The sequence below is a fragment of the Pseudomonas sp. PS01301 genome (genome assembly GCF_029960215.1).
GTDB classification, from domain to species: domain Bacteria; phylum Pseudomonadota; class Gammaproteobacteria; order Pseudomonadales; family Pseudomonadaceae; genus Aquipseudomonas; species Aquipseudomonas coleopterorum.
Genome location: NZ_JASCPM010000012.1, coordinates 1 through 19,395 on the forward strand (window position 1 = coordinate 1; position 19,395 = coordinate 19,395).

General features: G+C 63.0%; 15 protein-coding genes. 2 read left to right on the forward strand and 13 right to left on the reverse strand.

Going from position 1 to position 19,395, the window contains the following annotated elements; all coding sequences use genetic code 11:
• Positions 1–66 precede the first annotated feature (66 nt).
• The 4 genes from QMX89_RS08425 to QMX89_RS08440 form a co-directional block, all read right to left on the reverse strand.
• Complete coding sequence (locus QMX89_RS08425; protein ID WP_282347785.1) at positions 67–2,913, reverse strand: valine--tRNA ligase; 2,847 nt, start codon at positions 2,911–2,913, stop codon at positions 67–69.
• 220 nt (positions 2,914–3,133) lie between these two features.
• The gene (locus tag QMX89_RS08430; RefSeq protein ID WP_049861827.1) at positions 3,134–3,511 is read right to left on the reverse strand and encodes a hypothetical protein; all 378 of its coding nucleotides are present in this window, start codon (positions 3,509–3,511) and stop codon (positions 3,134–3,136) included.
• A 7-nt stretch (positions 3,512–3,518) separates the two neighbouring features.
• Positions 3,519–3,947, reverse strand: a complete 429-nt coding sequence (locus QMX89_RS08435; RefSeq protein ID WP_056844948.1) for a DNA polymerase III subunit chi — start codon at positions 3,945–3,947, stop codon at positions 3,519–3,521.
• A 123-nt stretch (positions 3,948–4,070) separates the two neighbouring features.
• The gene (locus QMX89_RS08440; protein ID WP_122741391.1) at positions 4,071–5,561 is read right to left on the reverse strand and encodes a leucyl aminopeptidase; all 1,491 of its coding nucleotides are present in this window, start codon (positions 5,559–5,561) and stop codon (positions 4,071–4,073) included.
• A 263-nt stretch (positions 5,562–5,824) separates the two neighbouring features.
• Here QMX89_RS08440 and lptF point away from each other — a divergent pair, with 263 nt between their 5' ends.
• Both lptF and lptG read left to right on the forward strand, forming a co-directional pair.
• Positions 5,825–6,943, forward strand: a complete 1,119-nt coding sequence (gene lptF, locus QMX89_RS08445; protein WP_090356332.1) for an LPS export ABC transporter permease LptF — start codon at positions 5,825–5,827, stop codon at positions 6,941–6,943.
• The gene (gene lptG, locus QMX89_RS08450; RefSeq protein ID WP_282347792.1) at positions 6,936–7,997 is read left to right on the forward strand and encodes an LPS export ABC transporter permease LptG; all 1,062 of its coding nucleotides are present in this window, start codon (positions 6,936–6,938) and stop codon (positions 7,995–7,997) included. The genes lptF and lptG overlap by 8 nt, the downstream gene beginning before the upstream one ends.
• Before the next feature lie 30 nt (positions 7,998–8,027).
• On the opposite strand, the gene QMX89_RS08455 is transcribed toward lptG, so the two are convergent.
• The 9 genes from QMX89_RS08455 to QMX89_RS08495 all read right to left on the reverse strand — a co-directional run bounded on the left by QMX89_RS08455 (position 8,028) and on the right by QMX89_RS08495 (position 19,314).
• A complete protein-coding gene (locus QMX89_RS08455; protein ID WP_282347793.1) occupies positions 8,028–8,522 on the reverse strand; it encodes an RDD family protein in 495 nt (164 codons plus the stop codon).
• Positions 8,523–8,617: 95 nt separating this feature from the next.
• Entirely contained in the window at positions 8,618–8,830 is a 213-nt protein-coding gene (locus tag QMX89_RS08460; RefSeq protein ID WP_049861833.1) for a cold-shock protein, read from the reverse strand.
• 420 nt (positions 8,831–9,250) lie between these two features.
• On the reverse strand, positions 9,251–10,375 hold the full coding sequence (gcvT, locus tag QMX89_RS08465) for a glycine cleavage system aminomethyltransferase GcvT (RefSeq protein ID WP_282347794.1): 1,125 nt from the start codon (positions 10,373–10,375) through the stop codon (positions 9,251–9,253).
• 54 nt (positions 10,376–10,429) lie between these two features.
• The gene (gene gcvP / locus QMX89_RS08470) at positions 10,430–13,291 is read right to left on the reverse strand and encodes an aminomethyl-transferring glycine dehydrogenase (protein ID WP_282347795.1); all 2,862 of its coding nucleotides are present in this window, start codon (positions 13,289–13,291) and stop codon (positions 10,430–10,432) included.
• Between the two features lie 9 nt (positions 13,292–13,300).
• A complete protein-coding gene (gene gcvH / locus QMX89_RS08475) occupies positions 13,301–13,678 on the reverse strand; it encodes a glycine cleavage system protein GcvH (RefSeq protein WP_056844953.1) in 378 nt (125 codons plus the stop codon).
• Positions 13,679–14,015: 337 nt separating this feature from the next.
• Positions 14,016–15,524, reverse strand: coding sequence for a sigma-54-dependent transcriptional regulator (locus QMX89_RS08480; protein WP_056844954.1), 1,509 nt, complete (start codon positions 15,522–15,524; stop codon positions 14,016–14,018).
• 78 nt (positions 15,525–15,602) lie between these two features.
• The gene (locus QMX89_RS08485; protein WP_282347796.1) at positions 15,603–16,004 is read right to left on the reverse strand and encodes a YbaN family protein; all 402 of its coding nucleotides are present in this window, start codon (positions 16,002–16,004) and stop codon (positions 15,603–15,605) included.
• A 20-nt stretch (positions 16,005–16,024) separates the two neighbouring features.
• Positions 16,025–16,642 carry a biliverdin-producing heme oxygenase gene (locus QMX89_RS08490; RefSeq protein WP_282347797.1) on the reverse strand — a complete coding sequence of 206 codons (618 nt, stop codon included), beginning with the start codon at positions 16,640–16,642 and terminating at the stop codon, positions 16,025–16,027.
• Positions 16,643–16,755: 113 nt separating this feature from the next.
• Positions 16,756–19,314: a TonB-dependent receptor gene (locus tag QMX89_RS08495; protein WP_282347798.1), complete on the reverse strand. Its 2,559-nt coding sequence runs from the start codon at positions 19,312–19,314 to the stop codon at positions 16,756–16,758.
• Between the last annotated feature and the right edge of the window lie 81 nt (positions 19,315–19,395).

Sequence of the window (19,395 nt, forward strand, 5' to 3'; positions counted from 1 at the left end):
GGCAGAGCCCGCTCCCATAACGACCTGTGGGAGCGGGCTCTGCCCGCGAAGAGGCCAGCAGACGGATTACAGGCTGGCGATCCGCGCGTGCTGTTCGGCCAGCTTGGTCAGTGCCTGTTCGGCTTCGGCCAGTTTGGCGCGCTCTTTGTCGATGACGGCGGGGGGGGCCTTGTCGACGAAGGCTGCATTGGACAGCTTGCCGCCCACGCGAGCGACTTCACCGTTCAGGCGCTGGATTTCCTTGTCCAGGCGAGCCAGTTCGGCGTCCTTGTCGATCAGCCCGGCCATCGGCACCAGCACTTCCATTTCACCGACCAGCGCAGTAGCGCTCAGAGGCGCTTCCTGGCCATCGTCCAGCACGGTGATGGACTCCAGCTTGGCGAGCTTCTTGAGCAAGGCATCGTTTTCCTGCAGACGACGCTGATCCTGGCTGCCGGTGTTGTTGAGGAACAACGCCAGTGGCTTGCCCGGACCGATGTTCATCTCGCCGCGAATGTTGCGCACGCCGAGCATCAGGCCCTTGAGCCACTCGATATCGTCTTCGGCGGCGGTGTCGATACGGCTTTCATTGGCCACCGGCCAAGGCTGCAGCATGATCGTCTTGCCCTGCACACCGGCGAGCGGCGCCAGGCGCTGCCAGATTTCTTCGGTGATGAACGGCATGAACGGATGCGCCAGGCGCAACGCCACTTCCAGCACGCGCACCAGGGTACGACGGGTACCGCGCTGGCGCTCCACCGGAGCGTTCTCGTCCCACAGCACCGGCTTGGACAGCTCCAGGTACCAGTCGCAATACTGGTTCCAGATGAACTCGTAGAGCGCCTGGGCGGCCAGGTCGAAACGGAACTGGTCCAGGTGACGGGTCACTTCGGCTTCGGTGCGCTGCAACTGCGAGATGATCCAGCGATCAGCCAGCGAGAGCTCGTAGGCCTCACCGTTCTGGCCGCAGTCCTCGCCCTTGTCGAGCACATAGCGCGCGGCGTTCCAGATCTTGTTACAGAAGTTGCGATAGCCCTCGACACGGCCCATGTCGAACTTGATGTCGCGGCCGGTGGACGCCAGCGAACAGAAGGTGAAGCGCAGGGCGTCGGTGCCGTAGCTGGCGATGCCGCCTTCGAACTCGTCGCGGGTCTGCTTCTCGATCTTCTTCGCCAGCTTGGGCTGCATCATGCCGCTGGTGCGCTTTTCAACCAGGGCTTCGAGCTCGATACCGTCGATGATGTCCAGCGGGTCGAGCACGTTGCCCTTGGACTTGGACATCTTCTGACCCTGGCCATCACGCACCAGGCCATGCACGTAGACCGTCTTGAACGGTACCTGCGGCGTGCCGTTCTCGTCCTTGACCAGGTGCATGGTCAACATGATCATCCGGGCGACCCAGAAGAAGATGATGTCGAAGCCGGTGACCAGCACGTCGGTGCTGTGGAATTTCTTCAGGAACTCGGTCTGCTCCGGCCAGCCCAGGGTGGAGAAGGTCCACAGGCCCGAGCTGAACCAGGTGTCCAGCACGTCGTTGTCCTGATTGAGCGTCACCTCGTCGCCCAAGCCGTGCTTGCTGCGCACTTCGGCTTCGCTGCGGCCGACGTAGACCTTGCCGGACTCGTCGTACCAGGCCGGGATGCGATGGCCCCACCAGAGCTGACGGCTGATGCACCAGTCCTGGATATCGCGCATCCAGGAGAAGTACATGTTTTCGTACTGCTTGGGCACGAAGGCGATGCGGCCGTCTTCCACAGCGGCGATGGCAGGTTCGGCCAACGGCTTGGTGGACACGTACCACTGGTCGGTCAGCCAGGGCTCGATGACGGTGCCGGAGCGATCGCCCTTCGGCACTTTCAAAGCGTGGTCATCGACGCTGACCAGCAGGCCGGCGGCGTCGAACGCGGCGACGATCTGCTTGCGGGCCTCGAAGCGCTCCAGGCCGGCGTATTCGCCAGGCAAGGTGCCATCGACGCTGTCGTTCAGGGTACCGTCGAGGTTGAACACCTGAGCGCTGGGCAGAACGTTGGCATTCTTGTCGAAGATGTTGAGCAACGGCAGGTTGTGCCGCTTGCCGACTTCGTAGTCGTTGAAATCGTGGGCCGGGGTGATCTTCACGCAGCCGGTGCCGAACTCGGGGTCGCAATAATCATCGGCGATGATCGGAATGCGACGGCCTACCAAGGGCAGTTCGACGAACTTGCCGATCAATGCCTGGTAACGCTCGTCGTTCGGGTTCACCGCGACCGCGGCGTCGCCGAGCATGGTTTCCGGACGTGTGGTGGCGACGATCAGGTAGTCGTTGCCTTCGGCGGTTTTCGCGCCGTCTGCCAGCGGGTACTTGAGGTTCCAGAGGAAACCTTTTTCATCGTGGTTTTCCACTTCCAGGTCGGAGATGGCCGTGTGCAGCTTGGTGTCCCAGTTGACCAGGCGCTTGCCGCGGTAGATCAGGCCGTCTTCGTGCAGGCGCACGAAGGCTTCCTTGACCGCTTCGGACAGGCCGTCATCCATGGTGAAACGTTCGCGGCTCCAGTCGACCGACGAGCCGAGGCGACGGATCTGGCGGCTGATGTTGCCACCGGACTGGTCTTTCCATTCCCAGATCTTTTCCAGGAATTTTTCCCGGCCCAGATCATGGCGATTCAGGCCCTGGGCTTCGATCTGGCGCTCGACCAGCATCTGCGTGGCGATACCGGCGTGGTCGGTACCCGGCTGCCACAGGGTGTTGCGACCCTGCATGCGGCGGAAACGGATCAGGGCGTCCATGATCGCGTTGTTGAAGCCGTGGCCCATATGCAGGCTGCCGGTAACGTTCGGCGGCGGGATCATGATGGTGTAGGAGTCGCCGGCACCTTGCGGGGCGAAGTAGTTCTCGGTCTCCCAGGTCTGGTACCAGGAAGTTTCGATAGCGTGCGGCTGGTAGGTCTTATCCATGCGCGGCGGGACCCTATAAGGCATTTATTCAAAGAAAGCCGGGAAGTATAGCGGGGATATGGCGGCTATGGGAGGGAGGCGGGCTGCGTAGGAGCGGTCCGTGGCCGCGATGGGCGCAATTCGGTATGGCTGACACACCGTAGCGCCTGTTTCGCGGCCGAGGACCGCTCCTACGGTGGTAGGCGAGCGGTCTGTGGCTGCGAAGGGCGGGGGAAGGGGATCAGGGCTGGTTCAGCAACCGTTCCATGCGGGCCTCGAGGCGGCGCTTGATTTCGGTTTCGATGTGCGGTGCGAAATCGTCGATCACATCCTGCATGATCAACTGAGCGGCGGCGCGCAGTTCGGCGTCCAGGTGCAGCAGGGTGTCCTGGCGGTTCTGCGCGGGGGTAGGGGCAACGGTTGCCGCCGCTGGCGCTTCGGCAGCGGCCTCGGGCTCGTCGTGCAGTTCGAACAGCAACGGCACATCCGGCTCGCTGCGAACCACGGCGTCGGTCAGCAGCGGTGGCTGCAGGGTGTCGTCGCCGAGCAGCTTGCGGATCGATTCGAGGTCGTCCAGCAGGTGTACGGATTTGGGCAAAGGCTTGGTGTTGTTGTCCATCGTGTGCTCAAAGTCGCGATAAGCGGTGGTCTTGCAGAGGATAGCCTTGTTCACGGTAGAAGCGAAAACTCTCCCGGGCGGCCTGACGAATAGCAGGGTCTTCTACCACTATTTCAGCGATACGGGCGAACTGCCCGGCAAAGCTCGGTACGCTCAAGGCCAGGTTGATCAGCAGGTCGTCATGGCCCGCCGCCTGTGCAGCGATGCCCAATGTAACGGGCGAGTGCGGATCGTCCTCCGCCAGGCTGTGGGGGACGAAGCTTTCACCCTTGAAGCTCCACAGGCGTGCATCCAGTGCCTCGCGCTGGGCAGCGTCGGTGCAATGGACGTACACCCGATGGCCCAGGCGCCAGGCTTTTTCGCCCAGTTTGCAGGCGAAGTCCAGGCGTGCGGCGGGCAGGGGCGTGGGCAGAACATAGAAGTCGACTTGGGGCATGGCGTGTTCCTGGTGCTTGAGACCGCGTCGCCCTTTTCGCGGGCAGAGCCCGCTCCCACAGGAAGCATGCTTGTGTGGAAGCAGGGCTCTGCCCGCGAAAAGGACAGACGCGGACTTGAGGCATTACACCCCGGCGCGATCCAGCAGGTACTGGGTGAGCAGAGGCACAGGACGACCGGTGGCGCCCTTGTCCTTGCCGCCGCTGACCCACGCCGTACCGGCGATGTCCAGGTGCGCCCACTCATAGGCTTTGGTGAAGCGGGACAGGAAGCAGCCGGCAGTGATGGCACCGCCCTTCGGCCCACCGATGTTGGCGATGTCGGCGAACGGGCTGTCCAGTTGCTCCTGGTACTCCTCGAACAGCGGCAGCTGCCAGCAACGATCGTCCGCCTGCTTGCCCGCTTCCAGTAACTGGCCGACCAGGGCTTCGTTGTTGCTCATCAGGCCGGTGGTATGGCCACCCAGGGCAACGACGCAGGCGCCGGTCAGGGTCGCGATGTCGATCACCGCGCGCGGGTTGAAACGCTCGGCGTAGGTCAGCGCATCGCACAGCACCAGACGGCCTTCGGCGTCGGTGTTGAGGATCTCCACGGTCTGGCCGCTCATGGTCTCGACGATGTCGCCAGGGCGTGTCGCACGGTCACTGGGCATGTTCTCGGCGCAGGCCATCAGGCACACCAGGTTGATCGGCAGTTCCAGTTCCAGCACGGCGCGCAGGGTGCCGAACACGCTGGCCGCACCGCACATGTCGTACTTCATCTCGTCCATGCCGGCCGCTGGCTTGATGCTGATGCCACCGGTGTCGAAGGTGATGCCTTTACCCACCAGCACGTACGGCTGCTCGGATTTCTTTGCGCCCTGATAGTTGAGCACGATCAGGCGTGGCGGCTGTGCGCTGCCCTGGGCGACGGCCAGGAACGCGCCCATGCCCAGTTCCTTGAGCTTCTTCTCGTCGTGGATCTCGACCTTGAGGTTCTTGTGCGCCTTGCTCAGGCTCTTGGCGGCTTCGGCCAGGAAGCTGGGGTGGCACAGGTTGGGCGGCAGATTGCCCAGGTCCTTGGTGAAGCTCATGCCGCTGGCGATGGCCTTGGCATGGGTCACGGCGCGCTCGACGTCGGCCTGGCTGGATTTCTGGGTCAGCAGGGTGATTTTCTGCAGAGCACGCGGATCGGCTTTCTTGCTCTTGAAGCGATCGAACACGTATTCGCCATCGATCAGAGTCTCTGCCAGCAGGCGGGTTCGGCCGTAGGCGTCACGACCCTTGACGGTCAGCTCGTCGAAAGCGAACACGGCATCGCTGCCGCCCAGGTTCTTCAATGCGCCGTAGGCAGCGCTGGCCAGCTTGCGCCATGGGCGGTCGGCCAGTTCTTCGTCCTTGCCGCTGCCCACCAGCAGCAGGCGTTCGGCCTTGAGTGCAGGTACGCCCGGCAGCAACAGGGTCTGGCCGGCACGACCGACGATGTCGCCACGCTTGAGTGCCGCGCTGATCAAACCGCCGCTCAGGCCGTCGATCTTGCTGGCAATGGCGCCCAGTGCGCGCTCTTCGCCGATGGCGACGACGAGGGTCGCGGTTTTAATCGATTCGGCAGCAACGCTCTTTACAACCAATTCCATATCCAGAACCCCTGATTCTAGGTCGATGCTTGCGCAAGACGGTTCGCGCGAAAGCGTCCAGTTTGACCCCAGCCCCAGCCCCCTCGCAACCTTTGCATGGTGGTAATTGTCCATCCAATGCCGCTGTTAAGTGACAGGCACAGCCTTTCACAGGATAATGCGGCGACTTTTTTACCTGGCCCGCTCCTGCGGGCCGGCCCCTGTCCTGGCTGCTACGTTCCCCTGTCGGGCTGCCTGCGCGCGACGACCCTGGAGTGTCTGGTTTGATCGTTTTCCGTTATCTGTCCCGTGAGGTCATGATCACAATGAGCGCCGTGAGTGCGGTGCTCCTGGTGATCATCATGAGCGGGCGCTTCATCAAGTACCTGGCCCAGGCGGCGTCAGGGATCCTCGACCCCGGCGTGCTGTTCATGATCATGGGCTTCCGCCTGCCGGGCTTCCTGCAGCTGATCCTGCCGCTGGGCCTGTTTCTGGGCATCCTGCTGGCGTACGGGCGCCTGTACCTGGAAAGCGAGATGACCGTGCTGTCCGCCACCGGCATGAGCCAGCAGCGACTGCTGGCGATCACCATGGCCCCGGCGGCGCTGGTCGCCCTACTGGTGGCCTGGCTGAGCCTGAGCCTCGCCCCGCAAGGCGTCGCCCAGGTCGCCACGATCATCAACCAGCAGGACGCCATGACCGAGTTCGACACTTTGGTGCCGGGTCGCTTCCAGGCGTTGCGCGATGGCACGCGGGTCACCTATACCCAGAGCCTCTCGGAAAACCGCGTCGACCTCAGCGGTGTGTTCATCTCCGAGAAGCGCATGTCCCAGGACAAGTCCAAGGATCGTGGCATTTCCGTGCTCGTGGCCGAGAAGGGCCGCCAGGAAGTGCGTGCCGACGGCAACCGATACCTGATCCTGGAAAACGGCTTCCGTTACGACGGCAACCCGGGCGAGGCCAACTACCGCGCCATCCAGTACGACACCTACGGTGTGCTTCTGCCCAAGCCGGACGTGAGCAGTGACATCACCGATCGCGAAGCCATCCCCACCGGCGAGCTGTGGGGCAGCAATGACCCACGGCCTCGCGCCGAACTGCAGTGGCGCCTGTCGCTGCCCATACTGGTGTTCATCGTGACTCTGATGGCAGTCCCGTTGTCGCGGGTCAACCCGCGCCAGGGCCGCTTCCTCAAATTGCTACCGGCGATCCTTCTGTACATGGCCTATCTGACCCTGCTCATCGCCGCGCGCAGCGCCATGGAAAAAGGCCGGCTGCCCGCAGCCCTTGGCATGTGGTGGGTGCACGCGCTGTTCCTGGCCATCGGCCTGCTGTTGATGTATTGGGAACCCATGAAGCTGGCCCGTGCCAGCCGCCGAGCCAAGGGGGTGACCCATGGTTAAGCTCGATCGTTACATCGGCAAGAGCGTCGCGGTCGCGATTCTGGCCGTGCTGGGGATCATCCTCGGGCTGGCCTCGCTGTTCGCCTTCATCGACGAGATGGGCGACATCAGCGACACCTACACCTTGGTCGATGCCGGCAAGTACGTTGCCCTGACGGCGCCGCGACGGGTCTACGACATGCTGCCGATGGCGGCCCTGATCGGCTGTCTGATCGGCCTCGGCAGCCTGGCCAGCAGCAGCGAACTGACCATCATGCGCGCGGCCGGCGTGTCGGTGGGGCGCATCGTCTGGGCAGTGATGAAGCCCATGCTGGTGTTGATGATCGTGGGCGTGCTGGTGGGTGAATACGTTGCCCCGCCTGCAGAAGACAAGGCTCAGGCCGAGCGCTCCCTGGCTCAGGGCAGCGGTGATGCGCAGAGCGGCAAGCACGGCATGTGGCACCGCCAGGGTGACGAATTCATCCACATCAACACGGTCCAGCCGCGAGGCCTGCTGTACGGGGTCACCCGTTACCGCTTCGACGACCAGCGCCACATGCTCAGCGCCAGCTTTGCCCGCAAGGCGCAATACGATGGTGATCATTGGCAGTTGAGTGATGTCACTACCACGCTGTTCCACAGCGATCGCAGCGAAGTGGTCAAGGCTCCCGAAGAGCGTTGGGATGTTTCCCTGACTCCACAGCTGCTGAGTACGGTCATTGTCGCACCCGAAGCGCTGTCGATTTCCGGTCTGTGGGGCTACATCCACTACCTCGCCGAGCAAGGGCTGAACAACGGTCAGTACTGGTTGGCGTTCTGGGTGAAGGTCCTGCAACCGCTGGTCACGGCAGCGCTGGTGTTGATGGCCATCTCGTTCATCTTCGGCCCGTTGCGTTCGGTCACCCTGGGCCAGCGCGTGTTCACCGGCGTGCTGGTGGGCTTCGTGTTCCGCATCGCCCAGGACCTGCTCGGGCCATCGAGCCTGGTATTCGGCTTCCCACCGCTGCTGGCAGTGGTGCTGCCTGCAGCGATCTGCGCCGTGGCAGGGATCTGGCTGTTGCGACGCGCCGGTTAGCGCAAGCACAGCCACACAGAAAACCGGCCCTCAGTGGCCGGTTTTTCGTTGGGCCATCCGCACCACCTGGCTGCGCGATCCCAGATCGTGCCAGGTGCGCTGACGTCGATCGAACAGCATCCACCACCAGCCGATCCCCAGGCATAGCCACGACAATATCGCCAGGACAAACCGCAGCGCCGCCTGGCCCAGGCCGAGCGGGCTACCGTCGGCACTTTGCACGCGGATACCCCAGGCCTGCATGCCCAGGGTCTGCCCGGCACGGGTCCAGAAACAGGCGAAGAAGGCGAACGACAGACTTGCCAGCAGCAGTGAAAGCCATTGGTCATGATCCAAGGCGCCTGCCTCGGACAGGGCGCGCAGGTGAGCTTCGCCATACCAGAGCACTTGTCCCAGCTTGTACAGCGTGGTGGCGACCATCAGCAGGGCTACCAACAGGATCAGATCGTAGGCCGCCGCAGCCAGCCGGCGAGCCAAGGTTGCCGGCATCGGCTGATGTATGGCGTTCACGGCATCGGGTGCCATCGAGAATCCTTGGAAGGGGAGGCAGTCGACGCTTGTCGAGCGGCCACAAAAAAGCCCCAGGCTATCAGCGCTGGGGCTTTTGGGCGACGCTCGAATCAAGCCTCGGCTTGAACCTCGTCGGCCTGCAGGCCTTTCTGGCCCTGCACGGATACGAAGGTGACCTTTTGGCCTTCCTTCAGGCTCTTGAAGCCGTTGCCTTGAATGGCGCGGAAGTGAACGAACAGGTCTGGACCGCTTTCAGGCGTAATGAAACCGAAACCTTTTTCGTCGTTGAACCACTTGACGGTACCGCTTTGACGATTCGACATAGCTTAATTTCCTTGAAACCTAGAAGTATTAACAGCGTCTTTCACATGAAAGAGTACTGGGCTGATTTGCAGGAAAGTTAAGAGACGTCGAACGGGTTGTAGCAGTCATCAGCGCTACTGCCCAGGTCACGATCCAAGCGACCCATGCAAACACAGTGGAGAAACTTTACGCTAACTTCAGCGAGAAAAACAAGCCCTCGCAACCGCCGCGTTCGGACCTTTTTGTGCCGCATTTCAGGCCCTGTTCGGGGCGTTGCCCCAAGTTCGTGCACAAGGTGCATACACTTGACGTCATTGAGTTAAAACAACGGAAACAGTGCAATAAGATGTGTTGGAACTATGACGCTTTAGCTTCGCGTCATAGTTTTTATCTACCAGAGACGGCTGTTAGCCAGAGTCCATCGATGCGCCAGGTTGCAATCAGCCCCGATAATAGCGTTGCGGCACGAACGGCATCTTGGCAACTTTCACGGGCACGGGCTTGCCACGCACGATGGCACTGAGCGTAGTGTCCAGCGTCGCTGCGCTGGCCTCCACATAGCCCATGGCAACCGGAGCATCCAGGGTCGGGCCGAAACCGCCACTGCAGACGCGACCGACTTCAACGCCTTCGGCATTCAGGATGGGAGCACCCTCGCGTACGGGTGTGCGTTCTTGAGGCAGCAGGCCGACGCGCTTGCGTGCAACGCCTTCGTGTTGCTGCGCGAAGATGATCTCGGCACCCGGGAAACCTCCGGCACGGGCACCGTCGGCGCGGCGCGTCTTGGAAATGGCCCAGAGCAGGCTGGCCTCGATGGGCGAGGTATCGCTGTCCATGTCATGGCCGTACAGACACAGGCCTGCTTCGAGTCGCAGCGAATCCCGTGCGCCCAGGCCAATGGATTCCACTTCAGCCTCGGCCAGCAGCGCGCGCGCCAGGGCTTCGGCCTGGGCGTTTGGCACGGAAATCTCGAAACCGTCTTCGCCGGTGTAGCCCGAGCGACTCACGTAGCAGTCCACGCCGAGCAGCTCGACGCTGGCGAATTGCATGAACGTCATCTGCGCGACCTTCGGGGCCAGACGTGCCAGCACCGTGACCGCCGCCGGACCCTGAAGCGCCAGCAGCGCACGTGAATCGAACAAGGCTTCGATCGTGCAACGGCCGCTCAGATGCTGTTGCAGGTGGGCCAGGTCCTGGTCCTTGCAGGCGGCGTTGACGACCAGCATCAGGGTGTCGTTGCCCAGGTTCGCCACCATCAGGTCGTCGAGAATGCCGCCCTGTTCGTTGGTGAACAGCGCATAGCGCTGCAGGCCCACCGGCAGGTCGATGATGTCCACCGGCACCAGCGTTTCAAGGGCCTTGGCGGCGTCGGCACCGGTCAGGCGAATCTGGCCCATGTGCGACACATCGAACAGGCCGGCCTGGGCGCGGGTGTGTCGATGTTCTTTCATGACGCCCAGTGGGTACTGCACCGGCATGTCGTAGCCGGCGAAGGGCACCATGCGTGCGCCCAGTTCCAGGTGCAGCGCATGCAGCGGGGTGGTTTGCAGGGGGGTATCGGACATAGTCATTCCTCGCGCAGCAGGGCGCGCGGCAATCAAGGCCGCGCACCGCCGTCATCACGCTTGCTGATAGGCTTCGATGGAAGGGCAGGCACACACCAGGTTGCGGTCGCCGAAAACGTTGTCGACCCGGCCAACGGGTGGCCAGTACTTGTTTTCCAGCAGGGTCGGCAGCGGGTAGACCGCCTGTTCACGACTGTAGGCGTGGGTCCATTCGCCGACCAACTCGGCGGCCGTGTGCGGCGCATTCTTCAGCGGGTTGTCGTCGCGATCCAGACGGCCTTCCTCGACCGCGCGAATTTCTTCGCGGATCTGGATCATGGCGTTGCAGAAGCGGTCGAGCTCTTCCATCGATTCGCTTTCGGTCGGCTCGATCATCAGGGTGCCCGCCACCGGGAACGACATGGTCGGGGCGTGGAAGCCGAAGTCGATCAAGCGCTTGGCGACGTCGTCGACGCTTATGCCGCTGCTGTCCTTGAGCGGACGCACGTCGAGGATGCACTCGTGAGCCACCAGGCCGTTGCTGCCGGCGTACAGAATCGGGTAGTGCTGCTCCAGGCGCCGGGCGATGTAGTTGGCGTTGAGGATGGCCACCTGGGAGGCGCGCTTGAGGCCGTCGCCGCCCATCATGCGGATGTACATCCAGGTGATCGGCAGGATGCTGGCGCTGCCGAACGGCGCTGCACAGACGGCGCCTTCCTTGCGCTCCAGGGCCGCATGGCCGGGCAGGAACGGAGCCAGGTGCGCTTTCACGCCGATCGGGCCGACACCCGGACCGCCACCGCCATGGGGAATGCAGAAGGTCTTGTGCAGGTTCAGGTGGGACACGTCGCCGCCGAACTTGCCCGGCGCGCACAGGCCCACCATGGCATTCATGTTGGCGCCATCGATATACACCTGGCCACCGTGGTCGTGGATGATCGCGCAGATCTCGCGGATACCTTCCTCGAACACGCCATGGGTGGACGGGTAGGTGATCATCAGGGCTGCCAGCTTGTCGCTGTGCTCGATGGCCTTGGCGCGCAGGTCTTCGATGTCGACGTTGCCGCGCGCGTCGCAGGCGGTGACCACCACGCGCATCCCGGCCATGTGCGCCGTGGCCGGATTGGTGCCGTGGGCCGAAGACGGAATCAGGCAGATGTCGCGATGCGCTTCGCCACGGCTTTGGTGGTAGGCCCGAATCGCCAGCAGCCCGGCGTATTCACCCTGGGAACCGGCGTTGGGCTGCAGGGACACGGAGTCGTAACCGGTGGCGGCGCACAGCATGCTCTCCAGCTCGTCGGTCAGCAGTTGATAGCCCTGGCTCTGCGCAGCCGGTGCGAAAGGGTGCAACTGGCCAAATTCGGCCCAGGTCACCGGGATCATCTCGCTGGCGGCGTTGAGCTTCATGGTGCAGGAGCCCAGCGGGATCATGGTGCGATCCAGGGCCAGGTCCTTGTCGGCCAGGCGGCGCAGATAGCGCATCAGCTCGGTTTCCGAGTGATAGCGGTTGAAGACCGGATGTTGCAGGATCGCCGACTGACGCAGCAGGGCTTCGGGCAGTTGATCGGTGACTTCGTCGGCCAGGGCCTGGAAGGTCACCTGGGTGCTTTCGTTGTGGAACAGTGCAAACAGTGCTTCCACATCGGCCTGGCGGGTGGTCTCGTCCAGCGAGATGCCCACGCGCTCGGCATCGACCTCGCGCAAGTTGATACCCGCGGCACGGGCCTGCTCATGCAGGCGCTCGGTCGCGTTGCCAGTGGCGAGGGTGAGGGTGTCGAAGAAATGCTGCTGCTCGACGCGCACGCCCAGTTGCGTCAGGCCGCGCGCCAGGATGGCGGTCAGCTGATGGGTGCGCCGAGCGATCTGGATCAGGCCGGCCGGGCCGTGGTAGACCGCGTACATGCTGGCGATGTTGGCCAGCAGGACCTGCGCCGTGCAGATGTTGCTGGTGGCCTTCTCGCGGCGGATATGCTGCTCGCGAGTCTGCATGGCCAGGCGCAGGGCGCTCTTGCCGTGGCGGTCCACGGACACGCCGACCAGACGGCCTGGCATGTCGCGTTTGAAGCTGTCGCGGGTGGAGAAGTACGCCGCATGCGGGCCGCCGAAACCCAACGGCACGCCAAAACGCTGGGCGCTGCCGATGGCCACGTCGGCACCGAATTCACCCGGCGGGCTGAGCAGGGTCAAGGCCAGCAGGTCCGCGGCCACGGCCACCAGAGCGTTGCCGGCGTGGAAGCGCTCGACCAGTTCGCGGTAATCGAAAATGTCGCCGTTGCTGGCGGGGTACTGCAGCAGTGCGCCAAAGAAGCCGTCGGTGTCGGCGAGCTCGTGCTCGTCGCCGACGACCACCTCGATGCCCAAGGGCTCGGCGCGGGTGATCAGTACGGCCAGGGTCTGCGGATGGCAGTGGCTGGAGGCGAAGAAACGCTGGCTGCCCTTGTTCTTGCTCAGGCGTTTGCAGAAGGTCATGGCTTCGGCGGCCGCGGTCGCTTCGTCGAGCAGCGAGGCATTGGCGATGGGCAAGCCGGTCAGGTCGCTGATCAGGGTCTGGAAGTTCAGCAGCGCTTCCAGGCGGCCTTGGGAGATTTCCGGCTGATACGGCGTGTAGGCCGTGTACCACGCAGGGTTTTCCAGCAGGTTGCGCAGAATCGGCGCTGGCGTGTGGGTGTTGTAATAGCCCTGGCCGATGTAGTTCTTGAACAGCTGGTTCTGCTGGGCAATGGCCTTGATGGCGGCCAAGGCATCGGCTTCGCTCTGCCCGGCAGACAGACCAAGCACGCTGGTGCCCTTGATGCTTTCGGGGATGACGCTGGCGCTAAGCGCGTCCAGGTTCTCGTAGCCGAGAAAATCGAGCATGGCCTGCTCGTCGGCAGGGCCGGGGCCGATGTGGCGAGCGATGAATTCGTTGTCGGTGTGCAGTGCAATGGCGCGAGTCATGGTCGATCCTCAGCCTTGGGCGGCGATCAGATTGTCGTAGGCGGGCTGGTCGAGCAAGGCGTGAACCTGATCGAGGTCATCGGGGATGAAACGGAAGAACCAGCCCTGTGCCAGGGGGTCCTGGTTGACCAGTTCCGGGGCGGCATCGAGCGCTGCGTTGACCTCGACGATCTCGCCGTCGAGCGGCATGTTGATGCTGCTGGCAGCCTTCACCGATTCCAGCACCGAAACCTCGGCATCGCGCGCGTGGTGGGCCAGTTCGGGCAACTGCACGAACACGACATCGCCCAAGGCGTTCTGGGCAAAAGGGGTGATGCCGACTGTGACGCTGCCGTCGGCTTCGAGGCGTAGCCATTCGTGTTCGACGGTGAAACGCAACTCGCTCATGGAAACTCCGCAATGATTTGGGGTTCAGCAATGGCGGTTACTTAGCAAGATGGTTGCCAGATTCCCCAAAGCCACACACTTCAAGGCCTTCAGGCAGCTGCCCCACGTCCAGCAGCAGAGTGGCTGTAACGAAAACGTTACGCACCGCCCTGGTCCATTCCCCGCGACAACCCCTGTAGCAGCGGCGCAAGCCGCGTCGGCGGCCAATGCGGTCTGTCGAATACACCTCGGTGGGCCCAGACGCGGCTTGCGCCGCTGCTACAGGGCGCATCAGACCAGGATGTATTGGATTGCGTACGGTGTATTGGAATCGATACAGCGCAGGCCGTGTCACGTGTCAGGATGCGCTACCGATACCGTATTTGCGTAACCGGTTGGCAATGGCCGTATGTGACGTCTGCAGACGGCTGGCCAATTGGCGGCTCGACGGGTAGCTGGGGTACAGCTTTTCCAACAGCGCTTTTTCGTAGGCACCCACCGCCTGCTCCAGGCTGACCACCTCACCGTCGTTGCGGTGGGTCACGCGGGTGCCGGCAATATCCAGATCACCGATATCCACCGTATTGCTCTCGCAGACGGCAGCGGCGCGAAAGATCACGTTTTGCAACTGCCGGACATTGCCCGGCCAGCGGTTGCCCAGCAAGGCAGGATAAGTGTTCGCTGTCAGTCGGCACATCGGCCGTTGAATCTGGGTGCAGGCCTGCTGCATGAAATAACGCGCCAGCAACAGGATGTCCTCCCCGCGCTCGCGCAGCGGCGGCACATTCAGGTTGAGCACGTTGAGGCGGTAGAACAAGTCTTCCCGAAACGCCCCTTCGGCCACCATCTGCTCCAGATTGCGGTGGGTGGCGCTGAGGATGCGCACATTGACCTTGACCTCGCGGTCGCCGCCGACCCGGCGAAAGCTGCCGTCGTTGAGAAAACGCAGCAGCTTGGCTTGCAGGTACGGCGACATTTCACCGATTTCATCGAGGAACACCGTGCCCTGGTGGGCCAACTCCATCAGCCCCGGCTTGCCGCCTCGCTGGGCACCCGTGAAGGCGCCGGGGGCGTAGCCGAACAGCTCGCTCTCGGCGAGGTTCTCCGGCAGCGCGGCACAATTGAGAGCCAGGAACGGCGCCCCATGGCGCGCGCTGACGGCATGGCAGGCACGTGCCACCAGTTCCTTGCCGGTGCCGGTTTCGCCCTGGATCAATAAAGGCGCATCCAGGGCCGCAACGCGTTGCGCTCGAGCCTTCAGCGCACGAATGGGTGCAGAGTCACCCAGCAGCGAGTCGAATCCCTCGGCATGGTCGTGGTGCAGGGCGGCCAGCCGTTCACCCATGCGGTTGGGCGGGTACAGCGTCAGCAAGGCACCTGCGTCGGTGATGGGTGTGGCATCGAGCAGCAGCGTCTGACCATTCAGATTGACCTCGCGCAGTGGCAGTCGGAACCCCTGTTCCAACAGGGAACCGAGCAGGGCCGGATCAGCGAACAGATCGGCCACCGACTGCCCGGCCGGCTCGCGACCATACAGCTCGACCAAGGCCGGGTTGGCCAGCAGAACATTGCCGGCACTGTCCAGCGCCAGCACTGGATCGGCCATGGCGGCCAGCAGGGCTTCGAGCTGCAGATGCCGGCGCTGTCCGGGCAGGATGTCGACCACACGCACGTCTTCCACGCCCTTTACCCGGAACAGGGCATCGTGCAGCTCTTCCAGGACCAGCGGGCTGAGCGTCGGCGCATCGATGTAGACGTTGGGTGGGACCATCTCGACGGCATCGAGGTTGAGATTGCGGGCGCCAAGCAATGCCAGCACTTCCTGGGTGATGCCGACACGGTCGATGAAGCTGACGTGGATACGCATGGGGTTCGTGCATTCTGGACAGCGGAGGCAGGCAGTATGCCTTGCCATGGCTCAAAGCTGTAGGGCCGAGGCTGTGGGTCAGCGCTCGGCAGTGACGCGTTCGGGTCGCGACCAGATCCACAGGTTCACGAGCACCATGCCAGCGATGGCAGCGTAGACCGGCCAGTGTTGCTTGAGGGTGAACCACATCACCAGCGAGCAGATCACCATGCTGACGGTGGCGCTGACCTTGGTCCGGCGGGTGATCACCTTGCCATTGCGCCAGTTGTGCAGCATGGGACCGAACAACCTGTGGTTCTCAAGCCAGGCACTGAGCCGCGGCGAGCTTTTGGTTGCCGCCCACGCGGCCAGCAGGATGAACTCGGTGGTGGGCAACCCCGGCACCACGATCGCGATCAGCCCGATGATCAGGCTGGTATAGGCCAGCAGGCCGTAAAGCACGCGGGCCATCTTTGAGGGGAGCGGGCGAGGGTTGTCCATGAGTTCCATACAGTCGGGTTTCAAGCCGGCGCCGTGTCCCGATGATCGGCGTAGGTGTGTTGCAGCAGCACCTGCAAGCGCGCGAACGCGTCGTTGGCCGCCTGGTCGGCTTCCGCTTCTTCGCTCGGGCTGAAGGGCAGGGCATCGAAGATTGCGTTGAAGGCTTTCCAGCCCTTGCCGCGTCCGCCTTCGGGTTCGGCCAGATGACGCGCACCGAAACTCTCCGTGTAGCCCAGGGCGTTGGCCCGCTTGATCAGGATAGCGGCGCCGAGTTTAGACCCTTCGGAGACACGAATCCAGGTCAGCGCCGTCGCCAGGCTGGGCTCGCTGAGGGCGCCCGGAACAGGTTGCGGAATGGCCACGCCCAGATCGATCAGGTCGGCCTTGGCCGCCTCTGCGCGGCAGCGCCCCGGCAGGTCGGGAAACAAGGCGATCAGGGCCGGATCGTTGTACAGGTGCTGCAGCTCCGACTGGAACAGGTACTGCATCTGCAGAAAGCGCCCATAGCTTTCCGGCGTATCGAAAGGGGCGTAGCGGGCCACGGTATTTTCCAGGCTGTCGTGCAACGCCTGGCTGATCGCGCGCAAGCGGGCGGAGCGCAGCGGGGCGTGGTCCTGAGGGTGCTCGGTGACGGTCATTGCGAGTTCCTTGAAAAATGCGGTGCGGTGTAGACGAGACGAATCGACTCACAGCGGACCGTAAAAAAATCTCACCACAGGGGCAGCGGTTATCTGCCCCTACAGTGCCATTATCAGATGTCCCAAACCAGATTGATCGCGAAATTACGACCGGGAGCCGTGAGACGGTCGAGGTTGGCGGGTGATGTCACCGCCGCTTCGCCCACGCCGTCATAACTGCGTACGTCGTCCCATAGCCAGTATTTCTTGTCGGTGAGGTTGTACAGGCCGGCGTTGACGGTGACGTCGTCGGTGACCTTGTAGTAACCGGACAGGTCGAGGATGCCGAATCCAGGCGTTTTGAACACGCCGTTGCCGTCCGGCGACTTGAACGCGCTGCTGTCCACGCGGTTCTGCCGCTTGACCAGTGTCCAGCTAAGCAGGCCGCCGAATTGCTGCTGCTCGTAACCCAGGCCGAAGACACCCTTGAGCGGATTGACGCTGTTGATCGGTTGGCCGTTGTCTTCGTTCTTGCCATGGGCGTAGGCGATGGAGCCCTGGCTGTAGAGACCTTGCGGTGCGCCGAAGCTGTCCATGTTCAAGCGGCCCTTGAGCTCGACGCCGTTGATGGTGGCGTGCTTGATATTGTTGCTTTGGAACACTGCGGACGTCGCCCCGGGGGTGACCGCATCTTCGTTGATAAAGTCACGATACTGGTTGTAGAACACCGCGATGTCGAAAGTGCCGGCTTCGAATTTGCCGCGCAGACCGGTTTCATAGCTTCTGCTTTTCTCTGGATCCAGGTCCGGGTTGGGCTGGACCGTATAACCGGCGCCCAGGTTTTCGAAGCGACCGTACAGCGCCTTGGCCGAGGGCGTGCGGAAGCCTTCGGCATACTGCCCGTACCAGGTGTAGTGGTCATCGAAGTCGTAGGTCACGCCCATCGTGGGTGACAACCGGTGCCAGTTCCGATCGCTGTCGGTCACGGTGTACTCGCCCTTGGGGTTGACCGTGCGCAGGAACTCATCGGTCAGGCGGGGCTTGAGCTGGGTGTAGTCATAGCGAGCGCTGGGCCGGAAGGTCCACTGGTTCCAGCGGATCTCGTCCTGGGCGAACAGGCTGTAGGAGTTGATGGTCGGGTCGGGGAAGTCGCTGGACTTGACGAGGCGATCGGTCGAACTGTCAGCGCCGATGGACCGGCAACTGCCCATCACGGTCAGGCAGGTCCCGTAGCCGCTGCGCGAGCCGGTGACCTTCTGCTGGCGGATGTTCGTGCCGTAGGTCAGCAGGTGATCGGTTTGTCCCACCTGAAAGGCCTTGTCCAGTTGCAGGTCGAACACCCACTGGCGCTCTTTGTACAGGGTGTCACGCGTTCGCAGCACATCGCGTGCGCGCGGAACGACATAGTGCTCTTCGGTGTGCTGGTCGGTCTTGGCGATCTGGTAGTTCAGGCTCCACTTGATGTGATCGGCCACGACGCTGTCCAGGCCGAAGTCGTGGTTCAAGCCGAAGCGCTCGCGGGTGACCGTGTCATTGCCACCGCGCGATCGATAGAAATTCAGCGGGCTGCCATTGGCATACGGGCCGCCATAGGCGCTTTTCAGGTCGACATCACGGTCGTCCTTGTACTTTTCATAGGTAAGCCCGAACCGAGCGTCGTCGGCGTAGTTCCAGCCCAGCTTGGCCAGAACGTTGGTGGAGCGCACATCCTTGGGGTCGGCCGCGGTGCGGCTCAGTCCGGTACTGTTGTGATCTGCGTGGGACTCGGTTTCATGCCCGTTGCGCTGGCTCACATGCAGCAAGGCGTCGAGGTCACCCGTACGGCCGGCCACGGTGGCCGAGTTCAGCCAGCTCTCGTCCGCCGAGCTGTAGCCGGTCTTCAGGCGCGCGCCGATGTCCTTGCCCGGCTTGATGATGTCTTCCGGGTCCAGGGTGTAATAGCTGACCACCCCACCGATGGCGCTGCTGCCGTACAGCGACGACGCCGGCCCGCGCAGGATTTCCACGCGTTTGACGATTTCCGGGTCGACGTAGTTGCGCTCGGTCTGGGCATAGGGGCCGTTGAAGAAGCTGTCCGGCACTTCGACGCCATCGACCTGAGTGAGGATGCGGTCGCCATCGATGCCGCGAATGTTGTAGCCGGTGATGCCACTGCGCAGGCCGGTGCCGCCCGCTGAGACGCCCGGTTCGTAGCGCACCACATCCTGAATCGTGTTGACGTTGTCGCGGTCCAGCTGCGTGCGGCCCTGCACGCTGACCGTGCTCGGTACGCTGTCGGCGCTCTGTTCCTGGCGGGTGGCGCTGACGGTCACCTGTTGCAGGGCAATCACGGCACCCGTCGGACTGCGCTCGAGCACGACATTGTTGGCGCTGATTTTCCGGTAGCGCAGCGATGTGCCCGCGAGCAGGCGATCCAGTGCCTGTTCCGGCGTCAGGTTGCCACGTGCGCCGGGTGAGACAACGTCCCGAGCGAGCTCGGCGGGCAGTCCGACCTGCCATCCCGTCGTGGTGCTGAAGCCGTTCAAGGCCGATGTCAGAGGTTGCTGGGCGATGCTGAAGGAGTGACTGACGCTGTTGCGGGCGCTGCTTGGTGTCGGCTCTGCAGCGCTGCCCACGGCAGGCACGGCGGCCAGCAGCAGGGCAGCGGCGAGCACCGAGTGGTGGAACGTTGGACGAGTGAAACCTGTGGACATCGAAAGCGCTCCCTGTCGCGTGTCGTTATAGTGTCACTGGTTCGAATGCGAATCAGTTGCATTGGCTATGACTAGACGGAT